Annotated in this window: 11 protein-coding genes; 4 read left to right on the forward strand and 7 right to left on the reverse strand. The window is 68.6% G+C overall.

From position 1 onward, the window contains the following. Nucleotides 1-17: 17 nt before the first annotated feature. Together LAO51_00350 and LAO51_00355 are read left to right on the forward strand one after the other, a co-directional pair. Nucleotides 18-572 carry a TerB family tellurite resistance protein gene (locus LAO51_00350; protein MBZ5637183.1) on the forward strand — a complete coding sequence of 185 codons (555 nt, stop codon included), beginning with the start codon at nt 18-20 and terminating at the stop codon, nt 570-572. 272 nt (nt 573-844) lie between these two features. Continuing rightward, a complete protein-coding gene (locus LAO51_00355) occupies nt 845-3,523 on the forward strand; it encodes a hypothetical protein (protein MBZ5637184.1) in 2,679 nt (892 codons plus the stop codon). Between the two features lie 93 nt (nt 3,524-3,616). Here the strand turns inward: LAO51_00355 and LAO51_00360 are convergent, their stop codons facing one another. The 6 genes from LAO51_00360 to LAO51_00385 all read right to left on the reverse strand — a co-directional run bounded on the left by LAO51_00360 (nt 3,617) and on the right by LAO51_00385 (nt 12,846). Continuing rightward, nucleotides 3,617-4,309: a response regulator transcription factor gene (locus LAO51_00360; GenBank protein MBZ5637185.1), complete on the reverse strand. Its 693-nt coding sequence runs from the start codon at nt 4,307-4,309 to the stop codon at nt 3,617-3,619. Between the two features lie 101 nt (nt 4,310-4,410). Continuing rightward, nucleotides 4,411-5,634, reverse strand: a complete 1,224-nt coding sequence (locus LAO51_00365; protein MBZ5637186.1) for a hypothetical protein — start codon at nt 5,632-5,634, stop codon at nt 4,411-4,413. Further along, entirely contained in the window at nt 5,631-6,512 is an 882-nt protein-coding gene (locus LAO51_00370) for a hypothetical protein (protein ID MBZ5637187.1), read from the reverse strand. Before LAO51_00370 ends, LAO51_00365 begins: the two co-directional genes overlap by 4 nt. A gap of 27 nt (nt 6,513-6,539) precedes the next feature. Next, a complete protein-coding gene (locus LAO51_00375; GenBank protein MBZ5637188.1) occupies nt 6,540-10,031 on the reverse strand; it encodes a carboxypeptidase regulatory-like domain-containing protein in 3,492 nt (1,163 codons plus the stop codon). 157 nt (nt 10,032-10,188) lie between these two features. Beyond that, nucleotides 10,189-11,397, reverse strand: a complete 1,209-nt coding sequence (locus LAO51_00380) for a hypothetical protein (protein MBZ5637189.1) — start codon at nt 11,395-11,397, stop codon at nt 10,189-10,191. Nucleotides 11,398-11,415: 18 nt separating this feature from the next. Further along, complete coding sequence (locus tag LAO51_00385; protein ID MBZ5637190.1) at nt 11,416-12,846, reverse strand: hypothetical protein; 1,431 nt, start codon at nt 12,844-12,846, stop codon at nt 11,416-11,418. A 296-nt stretch (nt 12,847-13,142) separates the two neighbouring features. On the opposite strand from LAO51_00385, the gene LAO51_00390 reads away from it, so the two are divergent. Both LAO51_00390 and LAO51_00395 read left to right on the forward strand, forming a co-directional pair. Beyond that, nucleotides 13,143-14,570: an OprO/OprP family phosphate-selective porin gene (locus LAO51_00390; GenBank protein MBZ5637191.1), complete on the forward strand. Its 1,428-nt coding sequence runs from the start codon at nt 13,143-13,145 to the stop codon at nt 14,568-14,570. A 214-nt stretch (nt 14,571-14,784) separates the two neighbouring features. After that, on the forward strand, nt 14,785-15,150 hold the full coding sequence (locus tag LAO51_00395; GenBank protein MBZ5637192.1) for an STAS domain-containing protein: 366 nt from the start codon (nt 14,785-14,787) through the stop codon (nt 15,148-15,150). 98 nt (nt 15,151-15,248) lie between these two features. Here the strand turns inward: LAO51_00395 and LAO51_00400 are convergent, their stop codons facing one another. Beyond that, nucleotides 15,249-16,628, reverse strand: a complete 1,380-nt coding sequence (locus LAO51_00400; protein MBZ5637193.1) for a DUF3943 domain-containing protein — start codon at nt 16,626-16,628, stop codon at nt 15,249-15,251. Nucleotides 16,629-16,701 lie beyond the last annotated feature (73 nt).

Below are 16,701 nucleotides of genomic sequence, written 5' to 3' on the forward strand. Positions count from 1 at the left end.
ATCGCACGGAGGCGACGATGCGCATCCTCGATCTTCTCGGCTGGGAGCGAGACCAGAATTCCGAGGCGAGCCGCCGATCCTCCGCGGACACCGAGACCGTCCGGAAGATCGCCGCGGCGCTCGACCGCCTCGATCCCGACCGGGCCCGCTACATCGCGGCCTTCGCCTATGTCCTGAGCCGGGTCGCCAGGGCCGATCTCGTGATCAGCGAGGAAGAGACCCGCGAGATGGAGCGCATCGTGCGGGAAAAGGGGGGGCTTCCCGAAGAGCAGGCCGTGATGATCGTCCAGATGGCCAAGACCCAGAACGCGCTCTTCGGTGGCGTCGAGAACTTCCTGGTCACGCGCGAGTTCGAGAAGATCGCCACCCGCGAGCAGAAGATCGCGCTCCTGCACTGCCTCTTCGCCGTCTCGGCGGCGGATCGCTCGATCTCCTCCGCCGAGGACACGACGATCCGCGAAATCGCGAACGAGCTCCGCCTCGACCACGGCGACTTCATCGCGGTCAAGACCCAGTACCGCGAGTACCTCGCCACGCTGGCCAAGCCGGACGCTTCGGGGTCCGGCGGCTGAAAGCGAGTGGGAGCCTGGGGAGCCCCAGGATCGGGTTGACCGAGGTCACGGGCCCGGGTGCCCGCCCACGACGCCGGCCTCGGCGATCCTTGTCATTTCCCGCAAAAGGAGTATATCTGTCCGCAATTCGGCGCGGTGGGCTCCACGCGGGGTCGAGCGCGCCGCGGGAGGAGATCGTCCGAAGAGTTGCCGAGAGGCGAGCGGTCGTGGCGCTGCCTGTCGTGCAACGACGCCACACCTGTGCACCCCTTCGAGGGACCGAGGAGACCAGCATGAGGGATCGAGAACTTCGTGAGCACCGGCATCGGGGACGGAGCGTCGTTACGGCGCTCGCCCTTGCGGCGATGGTGATGTTCCCCGTCATGGCCGGCGCCCAGGGCACGCCCCACACGAGCTGCGAGGCGGACGAGGGGCATCCCTGCTGCGTGATCCGCATCCCGGTGGACCTTCCCGGAGGGGAGATCATCAGCTTCGCGGAGATCGGCCGCACCTTCCCGGAGTGGGAGGGAGTGGAGCGCGGGGACGGGGACTACCAGGCGGGCCTGTCCTCGAACACGGTGCTCGAGGGCACCGTCGCGATCGCGGGGGGCAACGACGACGTCCAGACCGGCCCTCACGTGAGCTTCGAGGACACCCCCTTCGGCCACGATACCCACGATTTCTGTTTCAAGGTGCTCCCCGACGACTCGTATCGATATCTCCTCGGCGAGAAGGTCACCAAGAGTGGCGGCGCGACTTGCTCGGTCAACGCCGCGGAGACCTGCACGCCCGAGTGCCCCCTCGAGCCCCCGCCGGACGGATTCTGTCCGGCCCCGTGCATCGTGAACTCGAACGGCGACTGCGTGGATCTCGGCGCGGGAGGAGCTTGCCTGGTCTGCCCATCGGATTGCGAGGAGCTCTCGGACGGTCGTTGCACGAAGACGCCGGGGGGAGCTTCCTGCAACAATCTGTCCTGCGAGGCGCTGCAGGGCATGGCGGACTGCGCGTCGACCGTGACGACGCAGGACGACGTCGAGGTCGAATGGGAGGTGGGCGTCGGCGCCGACAACGACAGCAACCCCTGCCATTCCGCCAACGAGTCGGGGAACAGCTGCGGCTACTTCTCGCAGGGCCACACCCGACGGGAGCTCATCTGGCAGTGGCCCACCGCGGGCGACCACGTGCACGTGGAAGGGTTCTGGATCTTCGACCGCGGCCACGCGCCCGCGTCCACCGAGATCCACCCGCCGCGTCTCGTCGCCATACAGCGGCAGCTGCCTTCGATGTTCGGCCCGTCCGTCTCGACCAGCAATTTCGTGGTCGCCACCAAGACCGACGTCTTCGCCAGCGGCGACGGCAACGCGCTCAACAACAATCGGTCCGGCGCACCGTCCTTCGTGCGGCGCGTGCCGATGGGCGAGAAGGACTACACGTTCAAGATCACGCACAACGTTCCGCCGCCCGGCCCCACCGCCCGGCTCAACGCGGCGTTCGTCCTGCACGACGGCGACACTTTCCCGGCCAATCCCCTGATCTCACAGGACAGCGAAACCCTGCCGAACGGCTCCGTGCACTTCCTGCCGAGCATGACCGTCACGATCCCGTGGAACAGCCAGGCGGCGCCGGACACCGCGGTCTTCGCCCGGACGTTCTACGTCTGGTGGAGCACGGGCGACAACACCGCGGATCTGACGGTCAATCACGGCGTGCAGGCCGACTATCATCCCCGGATCTTCAAGGTGACGCCCGACTACGTCTTGATGGATCCGGGGGCCAACGACATGCTCGAGCCCGGAACCGGTCAGGGCGACATGGAGCTCCGAGTGTTCGTGGAGGTCGCCGGGAACTGGCTCTTCCTGAACGAGCTGGCGTCGGACGATGTCGGCAACATCCTGGAGGACGGGCTCGGGGACGCCGACGATCACACCGAGGACGGCGTCGTCATCGACCGGCGGGGCGGAGGCTTGAACCCCTGGCAATTCACGCTCGTCCTGCCGCCGGGAGGGAAGTTCCGGATTCACACCGATGGCTGGGAGGCGGACGGCATCAACGAGGTCTTCGGAAACCTCATCGACCCGAACGTCGCCTGCGACTGCAGCTTCCAGGACCAGTTCAACAATCTCTTCGGCCTGGGAACGTACCTCTCCGGCGGTCGCGACGATCCGATCGGCGAGGTGAACCACCTCTTCAGCTGCGAGAACGCCGACGCGGAGCTCGGCTCCACCCACGCGACGTTCGTCCGAGAGCAGGCGGGGGGCGGGATCTGGAGCGATGACATCACCGGGGACACCGTGAATCAGAACGGGGTGTACCAGTTCCAGTTCAACATCCAGGAGCTGGCCTGGCACGGCACGAGCGGGACCGTTCTGCCCGGTGGTCCCTGCGACACCTTCCCCCCGGACATCACCATCAACCAGCCGACGGCGACGCAGTACGTCCACAGCGCCACGCTCACGTTGGACTACTCAGCGGTCGACGTCGGCGGGGCGGGGTTGAAGGACCTCGGCGCCCTGATGGACAACGCCGCCACGCTCGCCGGCCACGGCCTGGCCAGCGGACAGAAGATCCGGCTGCTGACGGAGATGAGGCTCGGCCCCCACACGTTCACGGTCAACGCGGACGATTACCTCGGAAACGCCGGCAGCAAGTCGGTGACCTTCGAGATCATCGTCACTCCGGAGAGCATCAAGATCGACGTGATCCAGTTCGTCGCCGACGGGTCGATCGATCCGCTGAGCGAAAACTCGCTTCTCCAGAAGCTGATCAACGCCGCGAAGTCCAGGAGCAAGGGGAATTGCGCGAGCGCGTCATTCATCTACGGGGCGTTCATCAACGAGGTGCAGGCCCAGAGCGGAAAGAACATCGACCCGGCCGCTGCGCAGATCTTGATCGAGGACGCGCAGTACCTGATGACGCATTGCCTCACGAAGGCGGTCAACACCCAGATCACGCTGGGGGGGAGGCGCAACTAGGATCGTTCGCGGGGGCGATTCCACGTCGAGGCGCGGCGAGAGCTCGCCCCATCCGGGCCTCGACGCTGCGCTCCTGCGCCGACTCCCGGCAGGTCAGGCGCGGGAGGGGTCCTGGATCCGGTAGCCGACCCCGCGGATCGTCTCGATCCAGCTCGCCGCGGGGCCGAGCTTCTCGCGAAGCCGGCGCATGTGCGTGTCGACGGTGCGCGACATCACCTCCGCGTCGTAACCCCAGACGTCCGCGAGGAGCGTGGCGCGCGACCGGACGCGGCCGCGTGCCGACAGGAGATTCGCGAGGAGGCGAAACTCGGTGATCGTGAGCTGGACCGCCTTCCCGGCGACCTTCACCTCGTGGAGCTCGAGATCCGCCTCGATCGGTCCCGCCCGGAGCGTTCCCTTCCCGGAGTCCGGCGCCGTCGCACGCTTGAGCAGCGCCCGCGCGCGCAGGACCACCTCCCTCGGGCTGAACGGCTTCGTCACGTAGTCGTCGGCGCCGAGCTCGAAGCCGAGGACCCGGTCGATCTCCCCGGTCCGCGCGGTGAGGAGCATCACGGGGACCGACCGCGTCGCCTCGCTCTTCCGCAGCTCCTTCAGCACGTCGAGCCCCGGCAGCCCCGGGAGCATGAGGTCCAGGATGACCAGGTCCGGGGTCTCGCGCCGGGCGGCTTGCACCGCGTCCTGTCCGTCCAGCACGGTGCGAACGCGAAACCCCTCCGCCCGAAGGACGTGGCCGAGGATCTCGGCGATGTCCTTCTCGTCGTCGACGACCAGGATGCTCTCCGCCATCGATCCCTGGCGCCTCCTGCCCGTCAACGTACCGGACGGGGCGACGCCGCGACGTTACGCGGCCGTAAAGTTCCTGTAACTCGATGGATCGGAGGGCAGGCTCAACGCCCTGGAGCGCGCGACGCGGACGGCGCGGGGGCGGCACGAGGCGGAGCCGGCCCGGCCTGGCGCCGGTCCGCCCACGCGGAGAGGGCCGCGGCTTCCTCCGGATCGCCGCCCGCGCCGAGGTAGACCGCGATCATCCGGCGGGCGCGGATCCAATCTCCCTCGCGGAGGGAAGCCGCGACGATCTGCGGGCAAGCTTCCCGCTCGAGCTTCACCCGGTCCTCGGGAAACGTCGAGACGGCGTCGGTGTCGCGAAGGAGGATCTCGGCGAGCGCGGTCTCGCCGCGCTCCGCAGCCGCCTCGATGCGCTGGATGGCCGACGCGAGCAGACGGTCCCGAGCGCCGGTGCGGCCCGGGAGGATCGCGTTCTCGACGATGGCGACCCGGTTCGCGGCCTCGAACCGCCCCGCGTCGTACTCGATACGAAACGCCCTCGCGAGGAGCGATGGGAGCGAGTCGTCGCGGGCTCCCAGGCCCGGGTGGGTCCGGTGGGCCTCCAGGAAGCAGCGGGCGGCTTCGAGGCCGCGCCCCTCCTCGACCGCTCGCTCGCCCGCGTTGTGCCAGAGGTACGCGACCGCGGACGCGAGGTCGACGGTGCCCGTCACCTCGTTGAACTCGTCGAACAGCGTGTCGAGGCCGCGCCGCCGTATCTCGCCCGGGGTGGCGAGCTTGTACGCGAGCAGGAGGCGCTCGAACGCGCGGAGGTCGCGATGCGTGTCGAACCCTTCGGGAGACACGCTGTCGACGTCGACCGTCTCGCCGCCGGCCAGGAGCCGCAGCGAGAGGTGGGTCGGGCTCTCGACGACGCGCGCCTCGAACCCCAGGCGGCTCGCAACGAGCCCCTCGAGGAGCACCGCCGAGACGCAGTTGTAGCGACCTCGATCGAGCGGCGAATCGATGCCGTCGGCGCGGGCGTCGTACCGGAGGAACAGGGTGTCGTGCAGCGCCCTGTGCATTCGCCGCGCCCGGCGGCGGGGGGAGCGCGTGCCGGCCACGCTCCGGTCGACCCGGCGGACGACCGCGTCGAGCGCGCGCTCGACCCGGTTCCTGTCCTCGGCCTCGACGATCGCCGAGGCGTCGAGCATCTGCCGGAACGCGCGGTCGAGGGCGCTCGGGTCGGGGACGGCGGAGGAGGGCGCGTCCGGGAACGGCATCGCGCGGAGCGCCCCGGCGCACGCGAGCACGGCGAGGCCCGCGGCGGCGCGGGCGGCGAGGGTCAAGGAGCGGTACCGACCACCGGGCAGTTGAGCCACCCGTCGAGGAGGGGCCGCCCGTCCGGGCCAACGACGCGATGGAGCGGGGAGTAGCCCGGTCCCTTCGGCACCGCGTCGATCGTTGGCTTGGTCTTGCCGTCGGCGAGCGCGAGACCGAGCGGGACGCCTGGCGATCCGCCCGGAAACTGCATGAGGGCGACGGGCGAGGAGTCGCCCTCGGCGCGCAGGCTTCCCTCGAAGTAGAGGTAGGGCGCGCGCTTCCCGCGATACCACGCGTAGAGCAGGGTCGCCGAGCCCTCCCGGTTGTCCGCCTTGAGCGACGCCGAGGTCCCCTCGGGGACGACCGGGCCGTTCAGCAGGATGCCGGTCCGCTGCGTGGTGTACCGGGACTTGGGATCCGCGAGGAGACGCTCCACCGTCGCCGCGTCCCGGATCCTGTTGAAGGGCTCGAATCCGTCCGGAACGATCACCTTGATGATGTCCCAAAGGTCCGAGTAGCCGGGATCGCCGGGCGCCGCGTCCACCACGGGGAACTGGCCGAGCTGGTAGTTCCCCACCCGGTCGTAGAACACGTAGTAGCGCGACGGCTTCGCCGGACGGACGTCCAGGTCGTAGCAGCGCCTGAGGGAGCCGTCGGGGCCCGCGAGGGTCAGGGCGAACGGGGGACGGTCCAGGTCGATCGCCTCGTTGGGGCCGGGAAGCGAGGGAATCTCGCTCCGGCGAAGCAGCGTGCCGGCGGCGTCCGAGAAGCGATCCACGGGCAGGACCGGGGTATCGAGCCCGTACTTCGATCGGTCGTCGTCGCCCCCGGCGGAGCCCGCGGGGATCGACGACAGGACCGCCAGCGCCGCTCCCGCCACGGCTACGAAGCGTCGGAGCATCATTTCCATGTCTCCTTCGAGTCGGACCGATCAGAACGTCAGGCGAATCCCGACCCTTATGCTGCGCGGCGCCTCGATCTCCTTCGCGCGCCCGAACCCCGCGTTGAGCGCCGGGCACTCCGTGGGGTCCGCCGGGAGCGAGGCGGGGCAGTTCGCGAAACCGGGGAAAGCCGGCACCGGCTTGCTGTCGTACGAGAGGATGTCCGGCACGGTCTCGTTCTTGAGGTACGCGTACAGCTCCCGGAGCGACCCGAACGCCCCGTTCAGCGAGTTCGCCCAGGCGTTCCACTCGTTCGGCGTCACCCGGCCGTCCTTGTTGCCGAATTTCTGATCCAGGTACAGGTCGAGCGGCTCCCCTCGACCTCCTTGGCTGATGTAGGCGCCGAGACCGGGGTAGATGACCGCCTTCGGCTGCCCGACCGCGAGGAACTGCTCGTCCACCCGGACCGGCTTCTGCTCGTTGAGCAGGTTGAACACGTCGAGGTACATCGAGAGCTTCGCGCGCCCGGCGTCCCGGATCTCCCACGCGACGTTGGCGTCGAGATTCCTAAGGGACGGCGTTCTGCCGACCGAGCCCCGCTCGAGCAGGAAGATCGGCCCGAAGAACGGTGTCGATCCCCCGGCAGGGTCCGTCGTCGCGCTGATCGGGGAGCCGGTGGCGAAACGGTACGCCGCGCCCAGGCTGACGCTCGGCGTCACGCGGTAGCTGCCGTAGAGCTTGACCTGGTGCGTCTTGTCCTGCGGGAGCAGGCCCGTCGAGTTGACGACGAGCGCCGGCACGTCGAACGCCTCGGTCACGTTGGGATCGCGCTCCTCGGACTCCGCGAAGTAGCGGCCCCGGTAGTTCCCGAAGGTGCGCGAGTAGAGGTACGACAGATTGAACCAGTACTTGTCCCGCAACTTTCGCGAGAGCGTGAGCTCGACGCCGCGGAAGGTCCGGGTGGCCTTCGGGAAGGCGCCGAGACCGGCGGCCTCGAGATCGTCGTTCCGGACCGCGCACACGGCGCCCGGCTCGCAGCCGAAGCGTTGGGCCAGGCCGGGAGCCTGCGACGGATCCGCGCTCCCCGGCACGTACCTCGGGTTGACGAGGTCCAGGTTCGACGGATCGGCGTAGAACCGGTACGGTCCGCCGGGGTTTGCGATGACGTAAGTCTTGCCGAAGTCGAGGCTCATGTCCTCGATCGCCTCGTTGAGCCGGCGGCCGATCGCCCGCGCTCCCGCCATCCAGCCGTCGCGGAATTCCCAATCGTATCCGACCGTCACCTCGTCGGTGCTCGTTCCCTTGAGGTCCGGGTCGATCGGCGATCGATTGAGGGAGCCCGAGTTGACCACCACCTCCGGGACGAAGCTGACCGGCGTGCCGTTCGAGTTGAGACCGTCGGGGCTGTGGACCTTGTCCGCGAGGATCCCCTTCTTCGTCGCGTAGGCGAACGGGTCGGGCCAGAGGTCCTTGCTCTCGAAGTCCCAGCAGGTCGAGCTGCCCTGGTCGTAGATCGGATCGTTGACCGGGCAGACGCCGAAGTAGTTGCTCCCCGGGAGGGCGTTCAGGGTGTTGAGGAACGTCGGGATGTCGGTCCAGTTCTTCGACCGGTAGAGGCGCGTCATGAGGATGCGCGGAGCGAACGCGCGGCTGACGACCTGCATCGGCACCGTGTCGTAGAACCGGCCCGCCGAGAAGTACAGCTTGGAGCGGTCGTCGCCGAGCACGTCCCACGCGAAGCCGAGCCGCGGCGCCAGGTTGTCCTTCATCTTGCCGAGGACGCTACCCTCGGCGTCGCGGATGTCCTGCTGCTCCCAGCGCAGCCCGTAGTTGAGGGTGACCGTCGAGGCGGGCTTCCACTGGTCCTGGGCGAAGAGGCGGAGCGAGCCCGTGGCTCCGCGCGCGCGGACCTGGTGGTTCCAGTCCACGCAGTCCCCCTGGCCGTCGCCCCAGCAGCGCCGCACGCCGACCAGCTCCTCGGTCTGGCGGCCGGGCCTCGGAGCTCCGGTCGCGGGGTCGCGATCGGTGATGTCGCTCCACTCGAGGGCCATCCCCGTGCCCCAGCCGTAGTCGAGGCTCTGCTCGTAATCCGAGATCTCGTACTCGGCGCCGAATTTCACCGTGTGCCGGAGGAACGACGCTTCGGCGGCGGCCTTCGCGAATTGCCGGTCGCCGTTCATCTCGCCGGAGTAGGCGTAGGGGCCGTACTTGAGGCTCGGCTCGCCCGGAAGGGTCGTCCCGTCCGCGCCCCTCGCGCCTCGGAGCTGCACGGACGCGTAGGAGAGGCGACGGTCCTCGCCGACGGGATTGAACGACCGCCGCTCGAGGGTGGGGAGGACGCGGTCGTTCTCGGAGTGCGTGCCGACCTGAGCCTCGAGGAGCCAGCGCTTCGACAGGATCGAGGAGAGCTGGACCGACGCCGTCGTCCCGCCGGTGCGCACCTCGTGGTCGCCGCCGTAGCCGCCGAGCTCGTCGCGCAGATTCTGGAGCCTCGGGTCGGACATGAGCGTCGCCACGACCCGGTTTCGGCCGGCCGGCTGCCACGTGAGCTTGAGGGAGTAGAGGTCCGCCTCGTCGCTGTCCTCGGCGAAGCGGCGCGTCGCCCCCTGGACGGTCTCCCCGAGGACGCTCGACAGGTCGGCCTGCGGGGCGACGCGCGACGAGTTCTTCCTCGAGACCGCGGCGAAGAAGAACAGCCTGTCGCGCACGATCGGGCCGCCGACCGACGTCGAGATCTCGCGGTCGTTCGGCACCGGAAGCTCCGTACCGAAGCCGTTCCGCGCCGGCGCCGCGGAGAGGGAGGCCGGCGTGTCGTAGAAGGAGAGGGCGCCGGTGAACTCGTTCGAGCCGCTCTTGGTCGTGACGTTGACGATGGCGCCCTGGGCCCCCCCGAACTCGGCCTCGTAGCCGCCGGTCTTGAGCTCCATCTTGTCGATCAGGTCGAAACTGATCTCCTTCGAGGGGCGGCCGGACTCGACCGAGGTCGTGTTGACGCCGTCGATCAGGTAGGACGACTCGAGCCCGGTGGCGCCGTACACCGATTGGCCGCCCGAGCCGTCGTCGCCGGAGACGCCCGGCGCGATCTTGAGGAGGTCGGTGTAGGAGCGGCCCGTGGGGAGCGTCGCGATCTTCTCCGCCTCGAAGGTCTCGCCGGAGGTGGTCGTGTCCTTCGTGACCACGTCGAGGCTCTTCCCGGTGACCTGAACGGTTTCGACGAAGAGCGAGATCGCCGGCACCCGCGTCTCACTGCCGTTCGCCACCTGGACCCCCGGCAGCTTGAACTTCTGGCCGTCGCCGAGGAACGCGGTGATCTCGTAGGTCCCGGCGGGGATTCCCTGGAACCGGTAGAAGCCCTTGGCGTCGGTAAGGGCGCTCTTCGCGGCCGGGAGGGCGGCCCCGGCGAGCACTACGGTGGCGCCCGGAAGCGGTCCGTCGCGGTCCACGACGGTGCCGGCGGCGGAGCCCGCCGCCCGTGCAGGCGCCGCGACCGCGATCGCGAGAGAAAACAACGTTGCGGCGAGGACGACTCTGGGTCTCGTCATGACGCTCCCTCGAGGCGGCGTCCGCCGCCTCGGCTTCCTGACACACGGATGCGAGCCTCGACCCGTCCCGCCGATGGGCGCGGACGGATCGAGACTCGCCTCCGTGCCGCTCTGCTTTCGAACAACTGTCCTCTTGCGAAACCTCGGGCGTCCCTCCTCAAGGGCAGGTGGGCACCACGCGGGCGAACGGACCGCTCGTGTTCTGTCCCGTGCCGACGGGGCCGTCCCCGAGGGTGCCGGGGCACGGGTTGATGGCTCGGATCAGGTAGAAGAACGGGCTGCCCCCGAGCGTCGGGACGTCCGAGTCCGTGGAGCTCGCCGATGCGGTCCCGGTCAAGAAGCAGCTGTAGGTCGGGGCGGTGCCACCCACCGTCTGCGTGCCGCGGAGGACGTCGTACGTCAGGGCGGCCGTGCCTCCCTTGTCGGCCGGGGCGGACCAGGCCAGCGCCGTGTGGCTCGAGAAGGCGATCCCCGTGGCCTCTCCGGGCGCGGACCAGACCGTGGCGTCCGCATCGTTGCAGTCGCAGGGAACCGCCCGACTATCGGCGTCCGCGTCGGTGTTGTTCGTGCTGTTGACGCCGGGGCACTTGTCCGCGTTGGGGTCGCTTCCGATGGGCACGTCAGGCAGGAAATCACCGTCACGGTCCGGCTGGTAGAGGACGGTCCCGTCGGTGAAGAGGGTGAACATCCCCACGACGGCGCGCGAATTCGCCCCCGAAGTCGGGTTGTTGACCGCCGAGTCGAAGTGGATCTTCGTCGGGCCGATCCGGGTGCCGGCGGAGCTCGAGAGACGGGTTTCGACGTTCCACTGGACGTTATTGCCCAGCGATCCCTGGCTCGAGCCGTTGAGCGTGGCCTGGTAGGAGCCGTTCACGGCCCCGGGGAACTGTCCCGCGTTCGCGCTCGAGCCGACGGGCGACGAGAAGGCGGCGAGGCCCGTTCCCCAGGTGTCGATCTGCTGGACCGCGCCGACCACCGAGCTGGAGTTGAACTGCGTGTCGTCTTTGGGACCGTTGGCCGACAGGATGCCGTCGAGGGTCACGGGGTTCTGGATACCGAAGAGCCCGACCCACAGGTTAGGTGTGATCCCCGAGAAGATCGACGCGAAGTCGCCGGCCCTCACGTCGGGCAGGGTGACGTTCGTCGTCGCGTTGGTGAAGACGCTCTCGTCGCCCAGATCCACGAGGTACTCGGGCCCCGACGGCGAGTTCTCGTACGCCAGGTAGAACAGGTGGCCCCGCTGGTAATTGATGTTCGGGTTGCTCGCCAGCCCGGGAGTCGCTGCCGCCAGGAGCGCGAGGGCGATCCCGACCACCGCCGCAACGGCCCGGAGCCGCGCGAATCCGGCCTTGGGTGTCTTGTTCATCTCGACACTCCTCTTCCGCTACGGCTTGGCGCAGAGCGTCGCGTTGTAGGGGCTCGACGGGAACACGGGCGCCCCGTCGCGCGCGCGGGACACGAGCATCTGGCTGTTCGCCACGACGGTCGGGTCGCTCACCGCGTCCGCCGCGGCCCGGGCCATCAGCTCTAGAACCGCGGCCTCCCTGATGCTCCCCGGAGGGAAGTAGTAACCAGGGTTGCCGGAGCCGTCGGGAGTGGAGTCGTTGTCGTAGTACATCCGCTCCTGCGACCAGTAGTCGTACCGGCCGCACCGGATGTTCACCTTGCTGTAGTACTTCCCGTCGTACTGGAGAACGTCGTAGTTGTCGCCCGAGGCGCCCCGGATCGCGTAGTCGTCGAACGGGTCGGCGGGGGTGTTGTTGTCGCTGATGGCGAGACGGTCGCCCCCGAGCTGGCCGGCGCTGATCACCGTGGCCGACGCGTTGCAGGCCGGCGAGACCGCCCCGCCGCCCAGCGCGCCGGTCGACTGGTTCTCGCCGCACAGCGACGGCGTGTTGCCGCACCACTGGTTGGTGTTCACCGCGCCGACCAAGCCGCCCGATCCGGCCTCGAAGATGTTCCCCTGGCCCGGGCTGACCGTCTCGAGGAACGTCGCGTTGAAGTTGCGACGCGTCCCGGAGAGCCGGTTCCGGATCACCGTTCCGATCGTCAGCGGGTTCGTGCCCGTCACGTTCGGGCTGACCCAGCGCCAGTCGCAGAGGTTGTTGTTCCCCCAGATGTCCTTCCCCTGGTCTTTCGAGATCGACAGGTCGAGCTTTACGCAGTCGCCGGCGCCGTACGGACAGTCGGCCGGGGACGGCTTGGAGGCGGCGGGAAGGTACGTCTCGATGCCCCGGTTGACGATGAGCGAGAACGGCTCGACGAACACCGGGTCCTCGGTGCTGTCGAAGACGGTCGGACGGGTGATCGTCGACGCCGTGACCACCGGCTCGCAGAGCTGGTATCGCACGTCGGAGCTGGTGAAGTTCGCGTAGATCTGCTTCCCGTTCTCGTCCAGGAGACCGACGATGCTGCGGGTGCCGCCGGAGCCGCCGCCGCCGGCGGGGTCGCAGACGAGGAAGCTGGTCTCCTTGCGGTCGAGTGCCTGAACGCCTTCGCAGGAGCCGTTCCGCTGGGCGAAGAGGGCCTCGACGCAGGTCTCGGCGCCGTTGCCCGCGTTGCCGTCGAGATCGCGGCAACCTTTGAAGACGCGGACGTTGTTCGTGCAGTCCTTGATCGCGGCGCCGTAGAGCTCGGTCGCCGCCTGCATGATCGAAGGGGCCGGCGCCGTCGCGCCGAGGAAGGCGATGTGGACGTCGGCCGTGTTGTTCGCGGCCTGGCAGATCGCCGGGACGCACGTCTGCGCCCACGCCGGGCCGAAGCAGACCGCGAGGGCCGCGGCGGCGAGCACGAGGGTCAGGGTCGATTTCTTCACGGGCGCTCCTCCTTGGTTCATTCCGTTTCGGACTCTGCGACGCGCCGTCGGCGCACCGATCGAACTCGCGCGGCCCGCCGGCGCGCCTACTACACGACCCGCCCGCGACGGTCTCTTGACGCCCACGTGTCGATTGCGTGAAGGTTCTTTTCGCACGCCCGACACGATCCCATCGGCCCGTCTCCGAGCCGTCACATTCGCGTCACGGTTTCGTGACGGGCCCCCGTTAGCGTGCCCCGGACCGCGGCGGCGCGTCGGAATCCGGCGCCCTCGCCCGCGAGCCAGGAGGCGGGGGCATGCGGAGAAGGGGTCTCGGATTCTTCGGCATCGCTTCGTTCGCGGCGATGCTCGTCACGGCCGTCAAGGCGGCGGAACCCGTGCGGGTCGAGCCGGGGAACGGCGTGACGTTCTCCAGCGACGACGGGAGCACGACGCTGAACCTGGGGATGTACACCCAGTTCCGCTTCCAGCTCCTCGACCAGGACCAGTGGCGGCGCTCGCAGTTCTACGAGGTCGTGCCGCCGTTCACCGTCGAGAACGTCGGCGTCACGCAGCCGTCCTTTGAGGTCCGGCGCTTCCGCCTGTTCGCCAAGGGGTCGCTCCACGAACCGTGGATCACCTACCGGGTCGAGGCGGACCTCGCCGGGAACGACGAAGGGCTACGGCGGGTGTTCATTCCGGAATGGCAGTTCTCCTCGGCCTCCCCCAGCTTTCCGCAGCTCGACATCCGTGCGGGACAGGAGACGCAGGACAACCGGACGGTGAAGACCCTCGACGCCTACGTCGACCTCGCTCCGAGGACCGCCGCCGGCGTGAGGATCGGCGCCTTCAAGGTGCCTTACGGCCGGCAGGAGCTGGTCTCGGACTACCTCCTCCAGATGACCGCTCGGTCGATCGCATCGGACCAGTTCGCGCCCAGCCGCGACCGTGGGGTGATGTTCTACGGCGGGACGCCGAACCGGGTGATCGAATGGCGCCTCGGCGCGTTCAACGGGACGGGGCTCTCCGAGGGCCAGAACCTCGACAAGACGCTGGCATACGCCGCGCGGCTGACGGCGACCTCGAAGGGGCCCTACCTCGACGTCGAGTCGGTTTCGGACGCCTCCGTCACCTCGGGAAGCCGCATCCAGGGGGGCTTCTCCTGGTACCGCTCCACCGACACGCCGAAGCGTGACGACCCGAGGACGCCCATCGGAACGGTGGACGACGCGAGATTCGCCGCCGACTTCGAGATGTACTGGAAGCGGGCGAACGTGACGGCGGAGTATTACACCCGCACGATCCAGGTCGACGCCGTGGGGGGCCTGACCGGCCGACCCGGGATCGATCTCCCGAAGGGATGCCTCGGCGCCTATCTCGAGGGAAGGCTGTCCTGCGACCAGCAGGGGTACTACGTGCAGGCGGGGTTCCTCTTCGGGCCGCGCTCGGAGCTGTCGGCGCGATACTCGAAGACCGACAACGACAAGGAGCTCTCGAGCGACGAGCGGAGCGAGGCGACGCTCAACTTCACCCGCTACATCAAGGGGCACGCCCTCAAGTGGAGCGTCAGCGCGTCCTATTTCAAGCTCGGCGTGAACGCCGAGGGGAGCAGCGCGTTCGCGGTCAAGACCTCGAAGGTCAACAGCCTGGACATGACCGAGTTCTTCCTCGATGAGGCCGCCTTCCCGAAGCTCGACTCCGACCGGAACCTTCTCGTGACCGCCCAGCTGCAGTGGGCCTTCTGAGTCGAGTCGGACGGGAGCGCGAGGAAGGAGCTGGAGCGCGTAAGTGGAGAAGGGTCATGCAGATGACGGCGTCACACGGATTTAACAGGGAAGCGGCCCGGGAGGTGGTAGCGTTCCTTCGGCGCGGGTGGGTGGCTTGCCAGAGCGAGGGCCGGTACCGCGGCGGGCGTGTCCGCATCACCCACGCTCCGCAGCGGCACGGAGGGGCCATACGATGCTGTGGCCGATCGCCTCGGAGCTCAAGGATGGCGTGACGACCGTCCGCTTCCAAGGCCATCTCGGCCTCGACGCGCTATCGTCCGAGCAGGGCGCGCTCGAATCGCTCGTGCGTCGCACCCTGGGTCAGGAAGGCGCGCGGGTCCTCTTCGACATGTCCCACGTCGCGAGCGTCCATCCTCTCGTCCTGGCGCACCTGGCGAGGCTTGCGGCGTCCGCCATCGACGGGGGCGCGCAGGTTCAGTGGAGCGGGCTGAGCCCGAGGCTCCACCGGCTCTTCCACCGCGTCGGACTGGACGCGCGCTTCCCCGTTCACCGGAGCGAGACCGAAGCCCTCCGCGAGCTCGCGCCGCACGCGCGCTGAGCGCCGTTTCGGCCGGAGTACACGGCCGGACCTCCTCCACCTTTGGGAGGAGTTTTTCGTGGCTCGACCACCAAGGACGGCTTCGAGGACTCGCGGGGTCAGTCCGGATTCGCGTCGGTCCCGCTCGGAGCGCGCCACTCGACCGCGCCGAACCGCGTGGCACCCAGATGGGTGTACGCGAGGCTGACGGTCCCCACGGTCTGGTACCGGTCGACCAGATCGGGGTAGTGCGCGTTCCGGCGCGAGGTGACGTACTTGAGCGTGAACGCGTGGCGGTGATAGACGCGCACGGTGAGCGCCGTGTCACCGCGGAGGATGTACTCCGATCCCCGGCTCTCCGTGGAGGCGATGCCGCTGACGTAGTAATGGCGCGCGGTCGCATCGAGCGTGACACGGCCGCCGAAGATGAAGCGGAACGCGACGAGCTCCTGCAGGGTGAGGCCGTAGTGATAGTCGCGCTCGCCGCCGCCCCGGATGGTGCCGGCGGCGCCGTAGCCGATGCCGCCAAGGGCCGTGCCCTGGAGCGCCACCCCGCGAGAGAGCCACCACTGTGCCGTGGTTCCGATCGAGACGGCGTTGCTCGAGACCCGGAAGATCTGCGGCGAGATGTAGTCGTAGCTCCCGTAGAGGCCCCAGATCCCGCGATAGGTCTCACCGGCCGCGTAGCTCCTTCCGACGAGGAGGCCGCGGCTCATGATGTTCTCGAAGGTGTTGGCGCTGGACGCCGTGAATTCGAAGTGGAAGTAGTCGAAGGGACGCTCGTAGCCATAGTCGGGCATTCCGGGGAGCCCGTAGGCCATGGAGTAGTCCGCGGTCGCTTCCACTCGTTTGACGGTGTGCGTGTCGCCTTGCTCGGACACCTGCGCGGTCCGGCTCCCGCCGAGCTGCACGCGGGTGAAGACGGCCGGGGCGTGGCTCGGGAAGACGGCGTCGAAGCGGTCGCCGCCCGCAAGGCGGTTGAAGCCGGTGGGCGGCGAGGTGATCGCCGCGCGCAGCTTGCGCCAGAACCCGGGCTCGGCGCCGCCTTTCTCCAGCGTCAGGCTCGCCATCCGGAAGAGCGGCTCGCCCAGGAAAGTCCCACCGACGCCGCTCGCGATCTGGTCGTTGATGGAGGGCGTGGTGTTCTCTCCCGCCTCCTCCCAGAGCACGCTTCCGGCGAGCGTGTACCCCAGCGATTTCCAGTAGCCGAGCCCCGCTGATCGCGCGAATCCGTGGTACATGGATCCCTGAACCGGATGCAAGAACTGGTTGACGGAGAACGGGTCGGTGTCGACCACCCATCGGGTGGACAAGTTGTGACGGATGGTGGAGAGGTTCGACCCGTACGCCTCCGCGTCGATGAAGTGCCGGTCGGCCTGATTCAGCAGGAAGTCGAATCCGAAGATCTCGAAGGCCGGGATCACGTAGCTCTTGCCGACCCCCGTCTCCCAAGACAGGACCCGCTCTGCGGTCTTCTCCGTCGTTCTGACGGCCGGCAATTCGGTTTCCGCGGTCCCATGTGCGGCCGGTCTTCAGCGCCATGACGACGAGCTGGCAGTGCTTCGCCGTATA

Source organism: Terriglobia bacterium, assembly GCA_020073205.1.
In the GTDB taxonomy this organism is placed as follows: domain Bacteria; phylum Acidobacteriota; class Polarisedimenticolia; order Polarisedimenticolales; family JAIQFR01; genus JAIQFR01.